Origin of the sequence: Methanobacterium spitsbergense (assembly GCF_019931065.1) — an archaeon.
GTDB classification, from domain to species: domain Archaea; phylum Methanobacteriota; class Methanobacteria; order Methanobacteriales; family Methanobacteriaceae; genus Methanobacterium_B; species Methanobacterium_B spitsbergense.
In genome coordinates this window covers 196,581-214,905 of sequence record NZ_JAIOUQ010000003.1, presented here as the reverse complement: position 1 = coordinate 214,905, position 18,325 = coordinate 196,581, and the positions used below count along the sequence as shown (strand labels likewise).

Genomic DNA, 18,325 nt, shown 5'->3' with positions numbered 1-18,325 from the left:
TTGAGGTGTATATAATGTCCAATGAACTATTAGGCAAGACATTTAAGGTTGAAAATTTAATAGATTACCAAGAAAATGCTGTAGTTAGTCGTGAGATCATTAGAAAAGAAACAGGAACAGTTACAATATTCGCATTTGATAAAGGTGAAGGATTAAGCGAACATACCGCCCCATTTGATGCAATGGTACAAGTAGTGGATGGTAAAGCAGAAATTATCATTTCTAATAATATCAACATAGTAGAAAAAGGAGAAATGATTATTATGCCTGCAAATGATCCTCATGCACTTAAAGCAATTGAAAGATTTAAGATGGTTCTAACTATGATCAGATCAAACTGAAACCATTTTTTTTATTAATTATTTAAGAATTATCCTACATTATAATCACATATTTCAGAGTAATTACAAGCAAGGCATTTTTTATGATTTTTAACAACTTCAGGAACATAATCATTGTATAATATGTCTGAAAGTTCATTGTAAACATTCAAGAATTTTTCCCTTATATATGAATTAATCAGAACTGGTTTTTTAGATCCTAATTTTATGTAGTTGACAAAACCCACCGGTACTTCTTTATTAAATTCATATTCCATCAAAATAGCATAAGCTGTTACTTGTAAGGCATCTGAATCCCACACACCTTTTAAAGGAGGTAAACTTGTTTTAAATTTAATTGGATAATACACTCCATCAATAATTTCTATTTTATCTACCTTTCCAAAAAGCCCATCTTCCTTATCTTCAATTGTAAATTCATGTAAACAAGGTGGAAAAAGCATATCTACAGCATCAGAACCATTTATTCCGCTATTTAATATTTTTTGACTTTTTATAGCTATTAACCATGAATTGTATTTCAGATCTTCCTTTAAGCTTTCGAATCTAATACCAACTTCATCATCAATTATTTCATCTTCAAATTTCAAATAAACAGTTTCCAAATACTCTGGAACATCATTGAAAATCTCTTCTAATATTTCTTTAAATTGCATTTTACCTTTTAATGTCCATAAATTTCTTTTTAGGATTTCTTCAAAACCTCTGAATGCTTCACGAGATAATTTATACGCTACAATTGAAGTGTTATAGATTTCTGGATTATCGAATTCTATGTAAACCCTCAAGGGGCAGTACAAATATTCGTTTATCAGCGATACAGTAATCATAATTATCACCCCGAATTAATACATTTTAATATTATTGTATTAACTATAATTAAATTTATCGATTAAAAAATTACAAAAAAAAGAAAATAATTAAAGTACTCTAATAAAATGAGTTTGATCTTTGACACAATCTAATTGATCAATTTTATGGATAGCTTCTATCATATCCAATTCAAGTGCAGTATGTGTCACCATAAAGATAGGAATTCCGTTAGTCTCATCTTGCTGTTTTTGAGTCATTGAACCAATACTTATATTATGCTGGCTGAGGATTCCAGATATTTCATGGAGCACACCCGGCCTATCATCGGTTAATAGGCGGATATAATATTTAGATTTTAAATCTGTTATGTTACCAATTGCTTTTACCGTTGTAGTTGATGGGCCATAAAGAACTGGTTTTTCCATATTCTCGATTATGTCTATGCAATCCCCTACCACAGCACTTGCTGTAGGCATCATACCTGCTCCTGGACCGTACATCATAACAGGCCCAACAATGTCTCCAACAAGATACACTCCATTGAATACACCATTCACACTTGAAAGAAGATGATCATTTGGCACGAGTGTTGGATGCACCCTAACTTCTAACTTGCCATCAACTAATTTTGAAATTGCAAGTAGTTTAATGCAACAATTAAGTTCATTCTTTGCAAAATTAATATCTTCTTGTGTTATATTTGTTATGCCCTCAACATGGAAGTTTTCCTGCTTGATATAAACACCAAAACCTATAATGGTCAGTATTATAAGTTTTTGAGCCGTATCATCTCCTTCAATATCAAAAGTAGGATCTGATTCTGCATAACCTTTTTTCTGTGCTTCTTTGAGAACATCATCAAAATCTCTGCCTTCTTCAGACATTTTGGTGAGTATATAATTTGCAGTTCCATTAATTATGCTATAACTGGAAATTATATGATTAGCTGAAAGACTTTCATTTAGTGGCTGAAGCAGTGGTATTCCACCACCGACACTGGCCTCAAAACAAATTCTCACATGGTTTTTTTGTGCCGAAGAAATAATTTCAGTCCAGTGTTTTGCAAGTAAAGCTTTATTTGCAGTCACTATGTGCTTACCTTTTTCCATGGCCATTAATATAAATTTAAGTGCTGGCTGGTATCCTCCAATGAGTTCTATGACTATTTCAATTTCTGGATCTTCTAAGATATCATTAATATCGGTTGAAAGTATTTCACTGGAAATTTCTACACCTCTGTCAGTGCTAATATCAAGATCAACAACTTTTTTTAGTTTTACTTTCTTTCCAACTTTATTCTCAATAAGATCAATGTTTTTATTAATGGTTTCAACAACTCCACTTCCAATTGTTCCGAAACCAATAAGTCCAATATTCACGACATTATCCATCAAAATTACCCCCCCCCCCCAAATAATAACTTCCAGTTTTATTAAGTAGATTAAGTAAGTAATATAACAATAGTTATCTGATATATTAATTATTTAATATTTAGTTTTAAATTTTTTAATTTGATATATTCTCCAATAGATTCCCTTGTTGTTCCAACTACAAGTCTGTAATTAACATCTTCTCCAATAACCTTTTCAAGTTTGCCACGAGCAGTTATAAGTTCATTTTCCATTGCTTGCCCGGCATAGGTATGTGTATACGAAGCAACTTCAGTTATAGGAACATTTGCTCCTTTAATTACTTTTACATCCTCAACTTGATATACTGCAGGATTATCATATGCTGCAAGGGCATTTTTAACAGTGCAATCTATTTCGATACATCCCATTGGTTCATATCTAATTGCACGATAACTTCCTTTTATCTCGTCCCAATCTCGAGTTTGAAGGATGTCAAACAATGTGCCATCCAAAATACCCCTGTTGTGTTTGCGGTTTTCGTACCATCTGAACTCTTCATAGGTTAAAGAATTATCTTTTATTCTTTTTTCGTAAAGCCGTTTCCAATATTCACCTTCAATACCTTTGAGGGGACCATTTTCTTTTTTAATCTCTGCAAAGGTTTCCATAACTTTTCTATGATTTTTGAGCCCATAAATAACGAAGTCCATATCAGATACATTTGGATTGTACAATCCTGGAAGTATTGAACCGGAAATACCCATTTTATCATAACCGATTCCTGTACTTTCATGGAATATATTTGCAAGTTTTACAACATTATTGAGTAGTTTATCTCTGTTTGAAGATTTTATTATCTCTTTAAGACGATAATTAGGTCGTAATATTTGCTCTACTTTGTCAGTGGGCACACCCATCATTAAAACATTTGTTATATCACAGTCAAAAAGATATTCTGGAAAATTCTTCCCTAAAAACTCATAGGCCTGTTTTGAGTCCACTTTGGAATATTTTATACCATTTAATGAACGGTCCCCATTTTGATCTGGTATGTATCTTAAAAATGAAATGATCCGATCATCGGGATGTAAATATGTTGTGGTTGCAAAGAACAGATCATCGGTTGTATGTATAAAATCTCGGGGTCTGGCTCTCATGGATTAATTTAACTATATGCAACATTATTAAATATGTTAGTTTTGAGAGTAAAACATAATAAGGATCTTAATGGTTTTTAGGGAATATTAGTGATTTTAAAGGACTTAAATCTAGAATAATTCCATATTTTGTGGGCAATACATGTCATCCAATTTAAGAATACTAAATTAGGATAAAAATAAGTTTTAATAGACTATTTGGTAAAGTAGCCTGCAGAAAGACCCATATCCCTAAACGAAATCATTTAAAAACTCTCAATATTGGATGATGAGGGCTTAATTTATGTTAAAATCCATTAAACTGATATATTTATCTACAAATATAGAAAATATGTATTAGTGAACCTAAAATTATTTTTAAAAGAATTAATAATCTTGAAACTAATTATGAGGAATTTATAGTTGTATAGTATCTAAAAATATTTCGAGAACATTTATAAAATTGTAAATCAATTATCATTAATCACTCAAAATTAAATATCCAATTTAATCAAATTTATGGATTTGAACCAATGAAACACTTGAAACTTGAAGATAGAACTTGTTATGATGGAAGCCAGATTCAACCTATGTGGGCTTTTAAAACATTTGGTATAAAGGATTCATCTATTATAAGTTGGATGGGGCCAATGAAAATTGAACCAAATCATTTGGTAGACTTTGAGGATGTGGGTCTAGAAATAAAGGGAAACAATATGTTACATTTTATTGTTGAACATTTTGATGTTCAGCCTGCAAATATTAACATGTGTTACCATAGACAACGAATCCTTGTTATGATTATTAAAGATATACTTAATGATTTTGGAATAAGAACATCAAGAAAGGGTGATGATCTTTACATCAAAAAGTCAAGTTCAAAGAATGATAAGATAGGAAAATTATCAGTTTCAATTGCAACTTGCTCCATTAGCAGCATGAAGATTCATTTTGCACTGAACCTAACTGAAAAGGGAACACCGAAGGATGTAGAGACTGCAGGTTTGTTCGAATGTGGTTTGATTAATGAAGATATATGTATTATCACTGAAAAAATCTGTAAAAATTATATAATTGAAATTGAATCAATTACTGAAGATATAAGTAAAACAAAGGTATTTTAAACTATATTTTATTTAATTAAAGTTTATATTAGAAGAAAGAAGGTATTTCATAATGAAAATAGTTATAAACGGTATTCACGCAAATTTGAGATTTTCTTCAGCACATATGATTCCAAAACACGAATCATGTGGTGTTATACATGGACACTCGTACATAGTTGATGTTGTTGTTGATGGAGAGAGATCAGGAGAATTTGGATTTGTTGTTGATTTCAAAAAAGTCAAGGATATTATAAGAAAAATGTGTAAAAGAATGGATCACAGGGTTCTTATACCTATAAGAAATCCTAATATTAATTTTAAAAATCTTAAAGGTCCTGTGGAATTTTCAATAGGGAAAAAAGATTATATGTTACCTCTTGAAGATTGTTTGCTTCTGGATCTTAAATCAACCTCTGCTGAAGATCTATCCGAATATTTTGCAGAAGAACTTTATCATGATTTAAAGGAAATAAATAGTGAAATTTCCAGTGTTCAGATATGTGTAAATGAGGGAATAGGACAGGGAGCTTATTTCACAAAAAATTCTTACTAAAAACCATTTTAGGAGTTTTAATATGAAAACTCATGTTAACGAAGTTTTCTCAAGTATTCAGGGCGAAGGAATCCTTATAGGACGGAGACAAGTATTTATAAGGTTTTCAGGTTGCAACCTTGACTGTAATTACTGTGACACCTCTAAAAGCCGTGACCCGCTTTTAGGTGATTTAATATCTACAGAAGAGCTTTTATTTAAAATTAATAAATTAATAACTCCAGATTTTCATTCTATCTCTTTAACTGGTGGTGAACCACTATTACATTCAGATTTCATAAAAGAAATCTTAGAACAAAATGAATTCAAATCATTATTGGAGACTAATGGTTCTTTACCAGGGGAATTACAGAAAATTGCTGGTTTATTGGATTATGTATCTTTAGATATAAAATTACCAGAACATGAAGCTTCTAAAAATTGGGATGATCTATTTGGTTTGGAGTTAAAATCCATAAAACTATTAAGAGATGAAGAGATAAATACATACTGTAAAGTGGTTGTGATGCCCGAGACAAAAGTGGATATGATTGGTTTAATTGCCTCAAAGATAGCCGAAGAAGTTCAAAACACTTCAAAGTTGTCAATGGTGATTCAACCGGTAAGTCCTCTTGATCTTTGGGCAGATGGTAGCCAGAAACTATTTGAAATATCTGAAGAAGCAGGGAAATATATCGATGTATTAACCATACCACAAATTCATAAACTTCTAAATGTCAGGTAGGAGGTTTTAATATGGAGATGGATACAAAGGTAACAGTACACGACGCAATGACATCTAGTGTAATCACGGCAGATCCCAAAACTACAATTGCGGATGCAGCTGGTTTAATGTCAAGGTTCAAGATTGGTAGTCTGGTAATTAAAAGCGAAACAGAGCCAGAAGGACTAATTACTGAAAGTGACATCATTGAAAAAGTAGTTTCAAAGAATATACTGGCAAGTGAAATAACCATAGGTCAAATAATGACCAAAAATCTTATTTTGATAGACCCTGGAAGTGAATTGAATCAGGCAGCAAGACTGATGGCAAAAAATAATATTAGAAGACTTCCTGTAGTAAATAATGGAAATTTAGTGGGAATATTAACATCGACTGATGTTTTAATGGTTTCACCCGAACTTACAGAATTACTAGTTGAAAATGCTAGAATGGAAAATCAGAGGGAATATTTAGAATCTGAAAAATCCGTACCCGGCATATGTGAGATTTGTGGAAATTACGTTGAATACCTTGATACATTCGATGGGAAATTTTTATGTGAGGAGTGTAAAGAAGATCTGGAGGATGAGTAAACTTGAGCATCGTGGAAGATATCATGACATCTGATCCTGTTACAGTAAATGTGGACACCCAATTAACAAAGGTTAGATCAATATTCCGGGAGGGATGGTTACGTTCAATTCCTGTTTTATCCAAAAACCATCTTGAAGGAATGATTACAAGGGGGGACATAATGTTCCTATCATCAACCAAGTCTAATATAGAAGCAAGAGTGATAATGGAACGCCCAAAAGTTATAGCAACCCCTGAAATGGCAATGGAAGAAATTGCCAAGAAACTTATTAAATCAGACGCTGTACAAGCACCTGTTGTTAAATCAACAGAGAATATGTGTTTAATAGGTATTTTGAGTATTGGCGACATTATTAAAAAATTACTGAACAATGGTGTAAAGCCTCATAATCCAAATATTAATTCTATTTTAACAAAAAATGTTGTAAAAGCTAATTATGACGATCATATCTCTAAAGTATGGTCCAAAATGGATGAAACAGGTTTTTCAGGACTTCCTGTATTGAAAAAATCTAAACTTATTGGAATGATTACCCGTAAGGACATAATTAAGTCTGGACATGTTCGAACTGGTCTTGATGCAGTTGACAGATCAATCAAGGTAGAAAAGGTAATGGTGACACCACCCGTTGTTGTCACACCCGAAACCAGTATAAAGGATGCTGCGGAACTGATGGTCCAATACGATATCGGACGTCTTCCAGTTGTTGAAAATCCGGTATACATTAAAAAAGAGCCCCACAGAGCAAGAGAAGCCAATATTATTGGTATAGTTGCAAGAGAAGATATATTAGGATCGTATTTAAGTTGATCTTAGAAGTGGTCATGAAATTTAAACTTATTTTCAAAATTTTTAGATTAGTTTGTACTTTATTTATTAACTTATATGAAAAAAGATTAGTTAACAGATCGTTTCCTGAATCATCTGGATATTTAACAAGTATATTCGTCCAGGAAAACTACAAATGTAGCTCGATTCCAGGGAAAAACATTCAAGGTGTTAGAAATCATCTTTCACAAGAGGTGTATTGATGAGAAGAAAAGAAACCATAAATTTAGTAAAATCAAGAGATAGAGGTCCACTAGAATTTGAGTCCCATGCCTCAGAACATGAAGGTGATGTTATGAGCATCGCAAAAAAAACGGTGGTAACAGCACCACAGAGCGCCACCATTAAAGAAGCAGCTGAAATAATGGTTAAAAACAAGTTCAGAAGGCTTCCAATAACTAACCCTGGAACAGGTCAAATACTTGGAATTGTTACATCCATGGATATTCTTGACTTCCTAGGAGGAGGGGACAAGTACAAAATACTGGAAGAAAAATACCCTGGAAATTTTCTTGGAGCAATAAATGAATCTGTAAAGGAAATAATGACTAGAAATGTAGAAATTTTAAGCCATAAAGATTCAATAAAAGATGCAATAACCAAAATGAAAAAAAAGAATGTTGGTGCTTTACCAGTAGTAGATGCTGAAAAGAAGATGGTTGGAATAGTTTCAGAGAGAGACTTTGTTGTTTTGCTTTCTGGAGTTTTAACAGATGAATTGGTTGGGGAATACATGACTGAAAATGTAATATCAACAACCCCGGGAACCCGAATAGAGGGAGCATCTAAAATAATGGTTAGAAATAAACTTAGAAGGATTCCTGTCGTGGGAGAGGAACGTAGAACCTCCCATCCGGAGAAAGATAAGATAATGGGTATTGTAACAGCTACTGACATTTTAGAATTCCTTGGAAAAAATAGTGCATTTGATAAAATGGTTTCAAATGATGCAGAAGATGTTTTGAATACAACCATAAGTGAGATAATGGAAAAAACTGTTGTAGCCACCACAGCGAATACAAGACTTGGAGATTTGTGTGATGCAATGATAAAGGAAGGAATTGGAGGATTACCAGTTGTCAATAACGGAAATCTAGAAGGCATCATAACTGAAAGTGATATACTGAAGGCTGTGAACAAATTATAAAAATTTGGGACTAATAATCCCTTTATTTGTATATTTTAGGTTCTTAATATCTGCCATAAGATCGAGGTGGTTGAATGATGGAAATTAAAGAAGTAATGAACCCTGAAGTATTTGTTGTTCAGGAAAATGAACAAGTGGGACATGCAAGGAACCTGATGCTCTCACATGGAATCAGCAAATTAGTAGTGGTTGATGGACAAGGAAAACCAGTTGGAATGGTTACTGAAAAGGATTTAACCCGTAAACTCAAGGGAAATGGCCCTAAATGGAAAAGTAGGCCTATTGATAAAATATCCATCAGAAGGATCATGAGTACAGATCCCATAACAGCCAATCCCAATGATGAAATACATATAGCCATCGAACTTCTGATTAAGAACAACATTGGATCAATACCTATTGTGGATGATGATGGTATCGCGGGCATACTTACTAAAACGGACCTTATGAAAGTATATACTGATAAATTAAAGGGTAAATGGAGAGTTTCAGATCTTATGACAAGTGATGTAATCACAGTAAATGAAAATCATAGCATTGCACATGTTATACGTACAATGGAAGATAATAAGATAGGAAAAATTGTTGTTATTCGTGATAACACACCTGTGGGAATTATAACTCCAGAAAACATTTCATTTGCCTATGTCGAAGATCCTGAAACTGGTGTAAATGTTGAAAAGATATACTTCATAAGAAACTCTGATGGAAAAGGTAAAAGAAATGTTAGGATGGTTTCAATGATGACTGCTGGAGATATAATGCAGAATCACTTGGTAAACATTTCAGGTGGTGAAGATGCAACTATTGCTGCAGACAAGATGGTTGAAAATGATATTAGTGGTCTACCTGTAGTTGATGGAGATACACTAGTCGGAGTAATTACTAAAACAGATCTTATCAGAGGCATACAATAAGCACTGATAATTCGATAGTCAATTATTGAGATCAAATGTTTAGGGGGATGAAAATGCACGTTAAAGACATAATGAAAGAAGAAGTTGTTCATGTGGATAAGGATCAGAACATCCAAGATGCCCTAAAACTGATGAAAAAGCATAAAATCTCCAGACTTCCTGTTGTGAACATCAATGCAGATCATGATAGGGAACTGGTTGGAATTGTCACTGAAAAGGATATAGCCCTTAGATTAGGATCATCAAAGTATGGAAACCTCCCACCATCACATTTCCATGTATCAACTGTTATGAAACAAGATCCAGTGGTTATTGAAAGCACTCAAAACATTGGAATTGCCGCCGAAACCATGATAAAAAATAAAATTGATGGAATGCCAGTTATAAATGACTGCGAAATCGTGGGAATGCTTACAAAAACAGATTTTCTTGAGATATGCAAGGGTAAACCATTCAATTCAACTAATATTGCTGATAGAATGGAAACTGATCTTGTTACAGTAAGTCCCAGCGACAGACTTGTGCATGCAAGGAGATGTTTAATAGATAAAGAAGTAGGAAGACTTCCTGTTGTTGAAGAAGATATTTTAGAAGGTATAATAACTGCAAAGGATGTAGCTAATGCAATGATGTCATTTAGAAAGATTGTACCTGATAAGTATAAAAATGCCCGTATAAGAAATCTTCTTGTAGGCGATGTAATGACTCAAAACGTAAAAACCATTGATGGTGGATCAACACTTGAACAAGCTGTTACTGTAATGCTTGAAAATCGTATCAGTGGAATTCCAGTTGAACTCGATGGAAAGCTGAAAGGCATTATTACAAAAACAGATTTAATCAATTTTGTTGTGGAACTTGAGGAGGTAAGTTGAATTCAGACTATAGAATGTCCAAAATGCAGTTCACCAATGCAAATAAGAGTGGGAAAAACAAATTCCCACAAAAACTTTTTTTTTAAATGCAACCACTGTAACTATAGTTATGAAACGCCAATGCCCATTTTTATCAGTAATGTACTTCCAGAGATACTAGATGTTGAAAAAGCCAATATAGAAAGGTCATTTAAAAATGGTAACATCAAATTTTATGAAAGTCAAGGTATAAATGGTCTCCTATTCCGGAAATCTGTTGGAAAAATAGAATCAGGAACCATGGTCTGTTTTGGGGATAAAATCGAGATAATACGGGGATTTCCAAAAATAAGAAGAACATTAATGCTTGAACCTTCCCTTAAAATCCATTTTGATCAGGAAGTAGCCGTAGAAGAAAAAATGAACGGTTATAATGTTAGAATAGCATTGATCAATAACAGGATTATAGCTTTCACTCGAGGTGGTTATGTATGTCCATATACAACTAAAAAAGCCCCTGAAATCATGGATATGGATGAATTTTTCAATGATCATCCTGAATTAGTTATTTGCGGTGAAATGGTTGGTACAGAAAATCCATATGTAACACATCATTACAGGGAGATTGGAAATCTTGGATTCAGAATATTCGATCTAAGAGAAAAATCTTCTAATAATGCAATGTCTATCCCAGATAAAATTAAAATTCTTGAATTTTATGGTCTTCCTGGTGTGAAACTTTTTGAGATCATGGATATTAAAGATGCTCCTAAAAAAATCTTTGATTTGGTTTTTAAACTTGGAAAGGATAATAGAGAAGGAGTAGTTATTAAAGATCCCTCAATGGAAATTGATCCACTTAAGTATACATCATCCCAAGCTCATAATGGTGAATTACAATATGCGTTTACTTACCCGTTTGATTTTGGCAGATCTTTTTTCTTTAGCAGAGTTATTAGAGAGGGATTTCAGGCATACGAACTAAATGAATCAGAAGATGAGATCAGGCATAGGGCTCATATGATAGGGGAATCAATACTCTATCCAATGATACATACAATAAAACATGTTGCCAATGATAATCTTGCATCTGAGAACATTATAATACATGTTGACAATATGAATGAGGCAGAAGATTTTGTTCGCTACCTTCGAGATCTTGGGGTTGTTGCAACTGTTCATTCATTTGAAGATGGAAAAGCAATTATAAGGAGGGTACATCAATCTACAACTGACAGGATATCAAATTTTCTCAGAGGTGGGTTGTATTGACCAAAGATAACATCAAGATCATCGAAAAAAATAATAAATCCATTAAAGACAGTGAGCAAAATGAAAAAATTATTAAAAATTTTTCAGAAAATTATTCTAAGTTCATGGGTAAAATTGGCTTCTTAGGTCCTGTAGGTACATTTACTGAAGAGGCCGCAGCTTTAGTTGGAAATAATCTCGTAGCATTTGATACTATCCTTCAGGTTCTCGATGCAGTTGAAGAGAATGAAGTTGACGTTGGTGTAGTACCAATTGAAAACTCCATTGAAGGTCCTGTTGGTATCACCCTCGATCTATTGGTTCATGATTATGATCTAAAGATAAAACGTGAGATTATTATTTCAATAAGTCACAACCTTTTGATTAATCCTAAAACTAATATAAACAATATTAAATTAGTGAATTCTCATATGCAAGCACTTTCACAATGCAGAAATTTTATTGAATCATTGAATGTGGTTGTTAATGCTACTCCGAGTACTTCTGCTGCTGCAGAGATGGTGAAGGGAAATAATAATTCTGCAGCTATCGGAACTAAGAGGGCTGCAGAAATATATGGACTAAAAATTGTAGAAACAGATATTCAAGATTATAAAAATAATGTTACAAGATTTGTTGTTATAAGCAAAAAAGATCATAGACAAACAGGAAATGATAAAACTTCCATTGTTTTTTCAATTGTAGAGGATAAACCTGGAGGACTCTACGAAATTCTTGGATTGTTTGCAGACAATAACATAAATCTAACAAAAATTGAATCAAGACCTTCAAAAGAAAAACTTGGTAATTATATCTTTTTTGTTGATTTAGAGGGCCATAGGACAGATGAATTGATCAGGTATATTTTAAATATTATAAGATCTAAGGTAGGATATATAAAAGTATTAGGTTCATATCCTAAGGAAGGAGAGGATTGAGATAGTTTCAGATAAAGAAAAATTATTAAATAGCTTAAAAAAGCTAGAAAAACAATTTAGTGAAGGTAAAGTTTCTAAAAGGCAGTATGATCTTGAAAAAAGAGTTTTAGATGACAAATTAAGTACGATTTTAGCAGCTGACCGCATAAAAAGACTTCAGGGTAAAGATGTCTCTGAAAAATCACTTGATTATTGGTCAGACAAAAAGAAAGAAGAAGATGAAATTGAGGAGAAGGAAGCATTAATAAAAAAATATGTTACCACTCCGAAAACAGCCCCTGTTAGTCAAACCAAAAGTTCTGGAATGTCGAGAGGAAAGGTATCTTTATTGGTATTTTTAGTTTTAGCATTCTTTGTTGGAACTGGTTACGGGGTGTATGTAATGAGTTTGCCTGCAAATAATTCGTCAGGAGTTAGTATGACTGTTAATGACAGTGCATTTCCCGTTGTGAACAATACAACCACAAACACAACTCTAACAAAGAACACAACAAAAACAACAACTGTTACAAAGAAGACTTCAACTAAAAATTCTTCTACTCCGACTAAAAATACGAATAACAATAATACAGGTTAATTTAGAGTTCTATAACTCTTTTTACTTTATGAAGGTGAAAAATTGAGAAACCAAGTAATTCTGGTAATTGTTCTTTTGTTTTTTGTTGTTCTGGCATCTGGGTGTATATCTGACAATAAACAATCCAATGCAACAAAGACCTACAATCAAAACAATGTTTCATTTACTTATTCTGGAGTATGGGAACTTGCTAACACAACTTCTCCAAACGCTGTTGTAGCTCTTGCAGATCCAAATACTATTCAAAATGGAAGTCCGACAACACTAGTAGTAGTTCAAAAACCGGATGTTTCAAAGGGAAGTAACCTTAATGATGTGTACGCAGCAAATTATAAATCATTTTTCAATACAACAGGTTATCAGGAAGTATCTGAGGGAAATTTAACGATAAATGGTGGTATTGCCCTTGAAAACATATATAAATCTAATACTGGCGTTCAAAAGGAATATCGTGCTGTATGGTTCAATATAAATGGTAATATATATGTTGTACTCTGTAGTGCTAAATCAACAGATTTTCAAGCCCAACAAGATAATTTTAACCTTGTAATAAATAGTTTCAAGTAAATTTCATTGAATTTTTATTTTTTTTATTTTAATTCAAAATAAATTCAAATTATAATTTTTCAACTAACATATATTCATTGGTAACAATATTCATATCAATGCAAAATTATATATTAGTAACTTCAATACAATTATATCTGTTAAAATTACTATCTTTATAATATTGATAAAGAGCCTTAAAAAGAGCCAAAATTATCTGCTTTTATTTTAGTTGCATCACATGTAAAGGATGATGTGCAAAATGAAGATTATCTAAAACTTCAATGAGTTTAAGATAGGTTCTGTATCCACAAATTTATAAAAAAGTTTTCATGGATAAAATCTTCATAAAAAGGCCATAAACAATTTATTAATTGGATGTAATTCAAGTTTACAGGTAAATAAGTTGATGATTCTAATTTAAGGGTATCAATTAACCATTATGATCATCAAATAACAATAAAGGAGGAATGTAAATGGTATTGCCAGTATGCGATGTCTGTTTAAAAAGTGGAATTTTATGTCAGGGTTGTGAGAACAAGCTTAAAAGTGGTGAGATATCCCAACTCGACTTGGACATTGCTAAGGTACTTTTCAAACTCGGTGAAGGTAAATTAGGTTTTAAAAAGACCATTGAAATTGGAGATATTGTTATAATAATCACAGAGAAGGACCAGGTTGGAAAACTCATAGGAAAGAGTGGAAAAATAGTGCGGGAACTCTCAAGAACTGTGGGGAAAAAGATCAGAGTAGTTGGTGAAGATTCAGACCTCCGTGCAGTTGCTAGGGATATACTGGCCCCAGCAAGGGTATCGGGCATAAATGTTGTCTATGGAACAGATGGTGAAGAAAAGTTCAAGGTAAGGGTAATGAGAGAAGATTCAAGAAAACTTCCTGGAAGACTTGACATCCTCAATGATATAATAAAAATGCTTACCGAACAAGAAACCGTTGTTGTAGTTGACAGAAACTGAAACGAGGGGAAATCGATGGAAATTGTGGTATGTGTTACCGGTAGTATTGCAGCAGTTGAATCTGTAAAACTTGTAAGGGAACTTAAAAGGCAGGGAATGAATGTTACATGTTTCATGAGTGATGATGCATGCAAAATAATACATCCAAATGCCATGGAGTTTGCAACTGGCAAGAATGTAGTCTTGGAACTCACTGGAGATATTGAGCATGTTAAATATGCACAAGCCGATCTAATATTAGTTGCTCCTGCTACAGCTAATTTAATAAGCAAGTTTGCATATAAAATTGCAGATAATCCAATAAGCACGCTTTTAATAACTGCATATGGATATTCAACACCAATTATATTTGTTCCATCAATGCATGATTCCATGTATAAATCAGTTTCAGAGAACATCGAAAGGTGTAAAGATGATGGTATTATTTTCATAGATCCTAAAAGAGAAGAAGGAAAGGCTAAATTTCCAAGTATCCAAGACATTACTCTTCAAACTTTAAGAGAAACATCTGAAGGAAAGTTAAGGGGTAAAAAGGTAGTTATAACTGCTGGTGGTACTTATGAAGAGATAGATTCTGTAAGAGGTATCACAAATAGAAGTTCTGGAAAAATGGGTCTTGAAATAGCTAAAGAAGCATTCATACAAGGTGCAGATGTAACGCTGATCACTGGATCAATAAAAGTTCATGTTCCAAAAATTTTTGGCAGGATTAAAATTAATTCTACCGCGGAAATGAAGAAAGAAATAATTAAATTAATTCCTGAAAGTGATGTATTTGTATCTGCGGCAGCAGTATCGGATTTTACAGTAGAAAAAACTTCTGAAAAACAAGATAAAATTTCTTCTAAAGAAGATTTAACATTGTATCTTAAAATGGCTCCAAAAATAATAAATATTATCAAGGAAATCAATCCAAATATTTTTTTAGTTGGTTTCAAGGCAGAATATAATGTATCAGATGAGGAATTAATATCTTTAGCCCATAAAAAAATGGAATCATCTGGAGCAGATTTAATGATTGCAAATGATGTTTCAATTAAAGGTGCAGGATTTGGTTCAGATAAGAACCAGGTAATTATTGTTGATGGAGATACATTCACAGTACCATTAACATCTAAAACAGAAATTGCCAAGAAAATTATCCAAAAGATAATTATGAAGTTGGATAATTAATCTGGTTAAGATCAAAATCAATTCTTAATTTATAAATATGATTAATTTTTTTTTAATCTAACAAAGATTTTGAAAATGATTAAAAAATTTTCTTATCTTTTTTGGTTAGATAATAGTATTTTTTTCAAGAGTTTTTATCTTCTAAAAAGCAAATTTACATACCATTGCCAAATGATCCTTTTCATATGGCTCTAAATTGATTTTTTCAAGAACTTTGAAACCTCCTGTCTTGAGCTTTTTTTCTTCTTCCCTGAATATCTTTTTGGGACTTTGAGTCACATCTATGCTTCTTGATTTGATCATTATAATTCCAATACCTTCCGGTTTCAGATAAAGACGCATATTTTCCATGAAAAGTTCGGATTGTTTTGATTGTGCCACATCAGAGTACAAGATATCCACTTTTTCGAGTAAATGTAGGTAATTCCTTGGTTTAGTTGCATCGTCCAATAAAGGAACCATATTTACCCTATCTCTTGAAAGTTCTACCAGACTCCTCATCATTCTAGGTGAAAATTCCACGCACCAAATTGTTCCATTTGTTGCTATGTCCGAGATATGTGATGGAGTAGTACCAGATGAAGCACCCAAATAAAGTATTTTAGAGTCGGTTTTAAATGGGAAGGTTTCCATCCCATTCATTATTGCCGCTCCCAGTTTAGATCGCCGAGGCTCCCATATTCTATATTCTTTATCATCAACTTCAATTAGTCTTTCACCGTAGACCTTTTTGCCAGTGTTTAGGTTTTCAGTTGCAATATGGTCTTCAATGTTGTAAACGCCAGTAAATTTCTCTAGTTTTTCCATATTTTTCTCCTTATAGAGAGCTAATAATTTGTGATCTAATAAATAATTTTTTTCATATTCCCCGATTTTCCGCTATTAGAAAGATATTTTGATGTCATTTAAATCATTGATTAATATCTCAATTGAATACCTTTTTGTTATATTCTGAGAATTTGATTATTTCCATGTTTTCATCGATATATTTGAATAGTTCTTTATTTTTTGGATTAATTCGATTTGGAATTGGGTTGCAAATTAGATTGAGTATAATGGAATGCACACACAATACAATGAAAGTTAGTAACTAATTCATTCAATTTCTTATACCTATCTTTGTGAAGAATCTAGTTGTATATGAAATTAGTAATTGTGGTGGTGATGATACACATCTACTGATTACTAATGTTTAAGTTTTGTCTTTTTCGGAATCTTGAAAATATACTCTCACATTTGGTATTATTATAATTCTTAATAATAATCCTTGATATTTTTCTTGTATTTATCTCTTTTTTTCCTTTTCTTCTTTGTTTCCTTTTCATTAACTTTTTTTGATTTTGTACTTTTTTTAGGGAATGGATTGGACTTTTTAATTTCTTCAATTCGTTTTTCGAAACTTTCTCTTATACTCGGATCGTATTCACCTGAATAAACATCTGTACGCACGGCCAAAGATATTTTTAGTGCTAATGTTCGTGCAACTTTTCCCCTGATCCACCATTTAGCACCTCTGACTTCTGGGTGCTGGAAAATAAGTCCATGTTTAGGTGGTCTCTCACCAGTTTTTAAATGCCTGAAAAGGGCTTTTTCAGCTCCAAGAACTTGTACAGTGCCTGAAGCCATTTTTGATAATCTCTCTAGGCTACCAACATGGGCGATGAGCTTGGCTCCTAGAGATGCGCCTGTAAGATCCTTGAGATTGGGTGCAATCTCACCCATTCTTTCATCTATATATTCTGTGATTGATCGCTTGGTTACTTGTAGAGATTTTATTGATGATGCAAATTCTTTAAGGATTAAAAGGTCAATTTCAGATATGGGTGCTCCAATACTCTTATCGGTTCTAACAGAATCTTTATCCGGATCTAGAACACCAGAATCAATTATTGAATCCCTGTCCCCAAGATCTGCTACTATTTCAACGAATCGTTCATGATTTTTTATTTTATCCAACTCGGGGAAGTGTATTGAATACCATTCTCTTAACCTTTCAACCATTTTACCAGTTGTTTCATCAAGTTCGTCTATGGAATTTATGGCCTGAATAAGGAACATATCTTCAGATTCAGAAGCTTTTCGCAGGCGATCATTAGTTATTTCTATTGATAGGTCATGAATTATCTTAGTTAGATCATCATCAGATTTTAAGAAATCTGTTTTTTTTAATAAATCTTCCATATTTGACCTTAAAAATTCTCCAGCCATGTTTGGAGTTTCATATTTAAATTTAATGCTTTCTTTAAGATTTTTATATCTTGAATGAGGAGTATTGGTTTCAATTACTATTGTATCGCATTTTTTAACAAGTCTTTTGAGAATTAATTCTTCTTCTCGGGTTACAATTCCAGCAGTGATCTTTGCAAACCTTTCCTTTAATTTGTCCCTTGGGAAAAGTTCATAATCTAAGAGTGTACAATTTTCATCAAGGGATATGAATCCAGCAAAGGAACATGTGAGATAACATTTCATAGATTTAATTGTATATTATAAAGATTTAAACTTTCGTCATGGGGTGACT

The 18,325-nt window shown here is 32.7% G+C and carries 20 protein-coding genes; 15 read left to right on the top strand and 5 right to left on the bottom strand.

What is annotated here, in order from left to right:
• Window positions 1-14 precede the first annotated feature (14 nt).
• Window positions 15-341: a cupin domain-containing protein gene (locus tag K8N75_RS02250; RefSeq protein ID WP_223790523.1), complete on the top strand. Its 327-nt coding sequence runs from the start codon at window positions 15-17 to the stop codon at window positions 339-341.
• A gap of 29 nt (window positions 342-370) precedes the next feature.
• Here K8N75_RS02250 and cas4 read toward each other — a convergent pair whose 3' ends face one another.
• The 3 genes from cas4 to K8N75_RS02235 all read right to left on the bottom strand — a co-directional run bounded on the left by cas4 (window position 371) and on the right by K8N75_RS02235 (window position 3,663).
• Window positions 371-1,171: a CRISPR-associated protein Cas4 gene (cas4, locus tag K8N75_RS02245; RefSeq protein WP_223790522.1), complete on the bottom strand. Its 801-nt coding sequence runs from the start codon at window positions 1,169-1,171 to the stop codon at window positions 371-373.
• A 90-nt stretch (window positions 1,172-1,261) separates the two neighbouring features.
• A complete protein-coding gene (locus tag K8N75_RS02240; RefSeq protein ID WP_223790521.1) occupies window positions 1,262-2,545 on the bottom strand; it encodes a homoserine dehydrogenase in 1,284 nt (427 codons plus the stop codon).
• Window positions 2,546-2,634: 89 nt separating this feature from the next.
• Window positions 2,635-3,663, bottom strand: coding sequence for a nucleotidyltransferase domain-containing protein (locus tag K8N75_RS02235; protein WP_223790520.1), 1,029 nt, complete (start codon window positions 3,661-3,663; stop codon window positions 2,635-2,637).
• Window positions 3,664-4,175: 512 nt separating this feature from the next.
• Between K8N75_RS02235 and K8N75_RS02230 the strand changes: the two genes are divergently transcribed.
• The 14 genes from K8N75_RS02230 to coaBC all read left to right on the top strand — a co-directional run bounded on the left by K8N75_RS02230 (window position 4,176) and on the right by coaBC (window position 15,804).
• Entirely contained in the window at window positions 4,176-4,766 is a 591-nt protein-coding gene (locus K8N75_RS02230; protein WP_223790519.1) for a DUF366 family protein, read from the top strand.
• 52 nt (window positions 4,767-4,818) lie between these two features.
• Window positions 4,819-5,301, top strand: coding sequence for a 6-carboxytetrahydropterin synthase (locus tag K8N75_RS02225; protein ID WP_048191718.1), 483 nt, complete (start codon window positions 4,819-4,821; stop codon window positions 5,299-5,301).
• A 22-nt stretch (window positions 5,302-5,323) separates the two neighbouring features.
• Window positions 5,324-6,025, top strand: coding sequence for a 7-carboxy-7-deazaguanine synthase QueE (locus K8N75_RS02220; RefSeq protein ID WP_223790518.1), 702 nt, complete (start codon window positions 5,324-5,326; stop codon window positions 6,023-6,025).
• Window positions 6,026-6,036: 11 nt separating this feature from the next.
• On the top strand, window positions 6,037-6,597 hold the full coding sequence (locus K8N75_RS02215) for a CBS domain-containing protein (protein ID WP_223790517.1): 561 nt from the start codon (window positions 6,037-6,039) through the stop codon (window positions 6,595-6,597).
• Between the two features lie 11 nt (window positions 6,598-6,608).
• A complete protein-coding gene (locus K8N75_RS02210; protein ID WP_223790963.1) occupies window positions 6,609-7,409 on the top strand; it encodes a CBS domain-containing protein in 801 nt (266 codons plus the stop codon).
• A 220-nt stretch (window positions 7,410-7,629) separates the two neighbouring features.
• Complete coding sequence (locus tag K8N75_RS02205; RefSeq protein WP_223790516.1) at window positions 7,630-8,574, top strand: CBS domain-containing protein; 945 nt, start codon at window positions 7,630-7,632, stop codon at window positions 8,572-8,574.
• A gap of 77 nt (window positions 8,575-8,651) precedes the next feature.
• Complete coding sequence (locus K8N75_RS02200; protein ID WP_223790515.1) at window positions 8,652-9,491, top strand: CBS domain-containing protein; 840 nt, start codon at window positions 8,652-8,654, stop codon at window positions 9,489-9,491.
• Between the two features lie 53 nt (window positions 9,492-9,544).
• Window positions 9,545-10,366: a CBS domain-containing protein gene (locus tag K8N75_RS02195; RefSeq protein ID WP_223790514.1), complete on the top strand. Its 822-nt coding sequence runs from the start codon at window positions 9,545-9,547 to the stop codon at window positions 10,364-10,366.
• Between the two features lie 120 nt (window positions 10,367-10,486).
• Window positions 10,487-11,617, top strand: coding sequence for an RNA ligase (locus K8N75_RS02190; protein WP_223790513.1), 1,131 nt, complete (start codon window positions 10,487-10,489; stop codon window positions 11,615-11,617).
• A gap of 104 nt (window positions 11,618-11,721) precedes the next feature.
• Window positions 11,722-12,534: a prephenate dehydratase gene (gene pheA / locus K8N75_RS02185; RefSeq protein ID WP_223790962.1), complete on the top strand. Its 813-nt coding sequence runs from the start codon at window positions 11,722-11,724 to the stop codon at window positions 12,532-12,534.
• Window positions 12,535-12,916: 382 nt separating this feature from the next.
• Window positions 12,917-13,111 (top strand): hypothetical protein, encoded by a 195-nt coding sequence (locus tag K8N75_RS02180; protein ID WP_223790512.1) that lies wholly within the window; start codon window positions 12,917-12,919, stop codon window positions 13,109-13,111.
• A 42-nt stretch (window positions 13,112-13,153) separates the two neighbouring features.
• Window positions 13,154-13,678 carry a PsbP-related protein gene (locus tag K8N75_RS02175; protein ID WP_223790511.1) on the top strand — a complete coding sequence of 175 codons (525 nt, stop codon included), beginning with the start codon at window positions 13,154-13,156 and terminating at the stop codon, window positions 13,676-13,678.
• Window positions 13,679-14,133: 455 nt separating this feature from the next.
• Window positions 14,134-14,631, top strand: a complete 498-nt coding sequence (locus K8N75_RS02170) for a KH domain-containing protein (protein WP_048191707.1) — start codon at window positions 14,134-14,136, stop codon at window positions 14,629-14,631.
• Between the two features lie 15 nt (window positions 14,632-14,646).
• Complete coding sequence (coaBC, locus tag K8N75_RS02165; protein WP_223790510.1) at window positions 14,647-15,804, top strand: bifunctional phosphopantothenoylcysteine decarboxylase/phosphopantothenate--cysteine ligase CoaBC; 1,158 nt, start codon at window positions 14,647-14,649, stop codon at window positions 15,802-15,804.
• 141 nt (window positions 15,805-15,945) lie between these two features.
• Here the strand turns inward: coaBC and K8N75_RS02160 are convergent, their stop codons facing one another.
• Both K8N75_RS02160 and K8N75_RS02155 read right to left on the bottom strand, forming a co-directional pair.
• Entirely contained in the window at window positions 15,946-16,611 is a 666-nt protein-coding gene (locus tag K8N75_RS02160) for a fibrillarin-like rRNA/tRNA 2'-O-methyltransferase (protein ID WP_223790509.1), read from the bottom strand.
• Window positions 16,612-17,058: 447 nt separating this feature from the next.
• The gene (locus K8N75_RS02155) at window positions 17,059-18,276 is read right to left on the bottom strand and encodes an NOP5/NOP56 family protein (RefSeq protein ID WP_223790508.1); all 1,218 of its coding nucleotides are present in this window, start codon (window positions 18,274-18,276) and stop codon (window positions 17,059-17,061) included.
• Window positions 18,277-18,325: the final 49 nt, after the last annotated feature.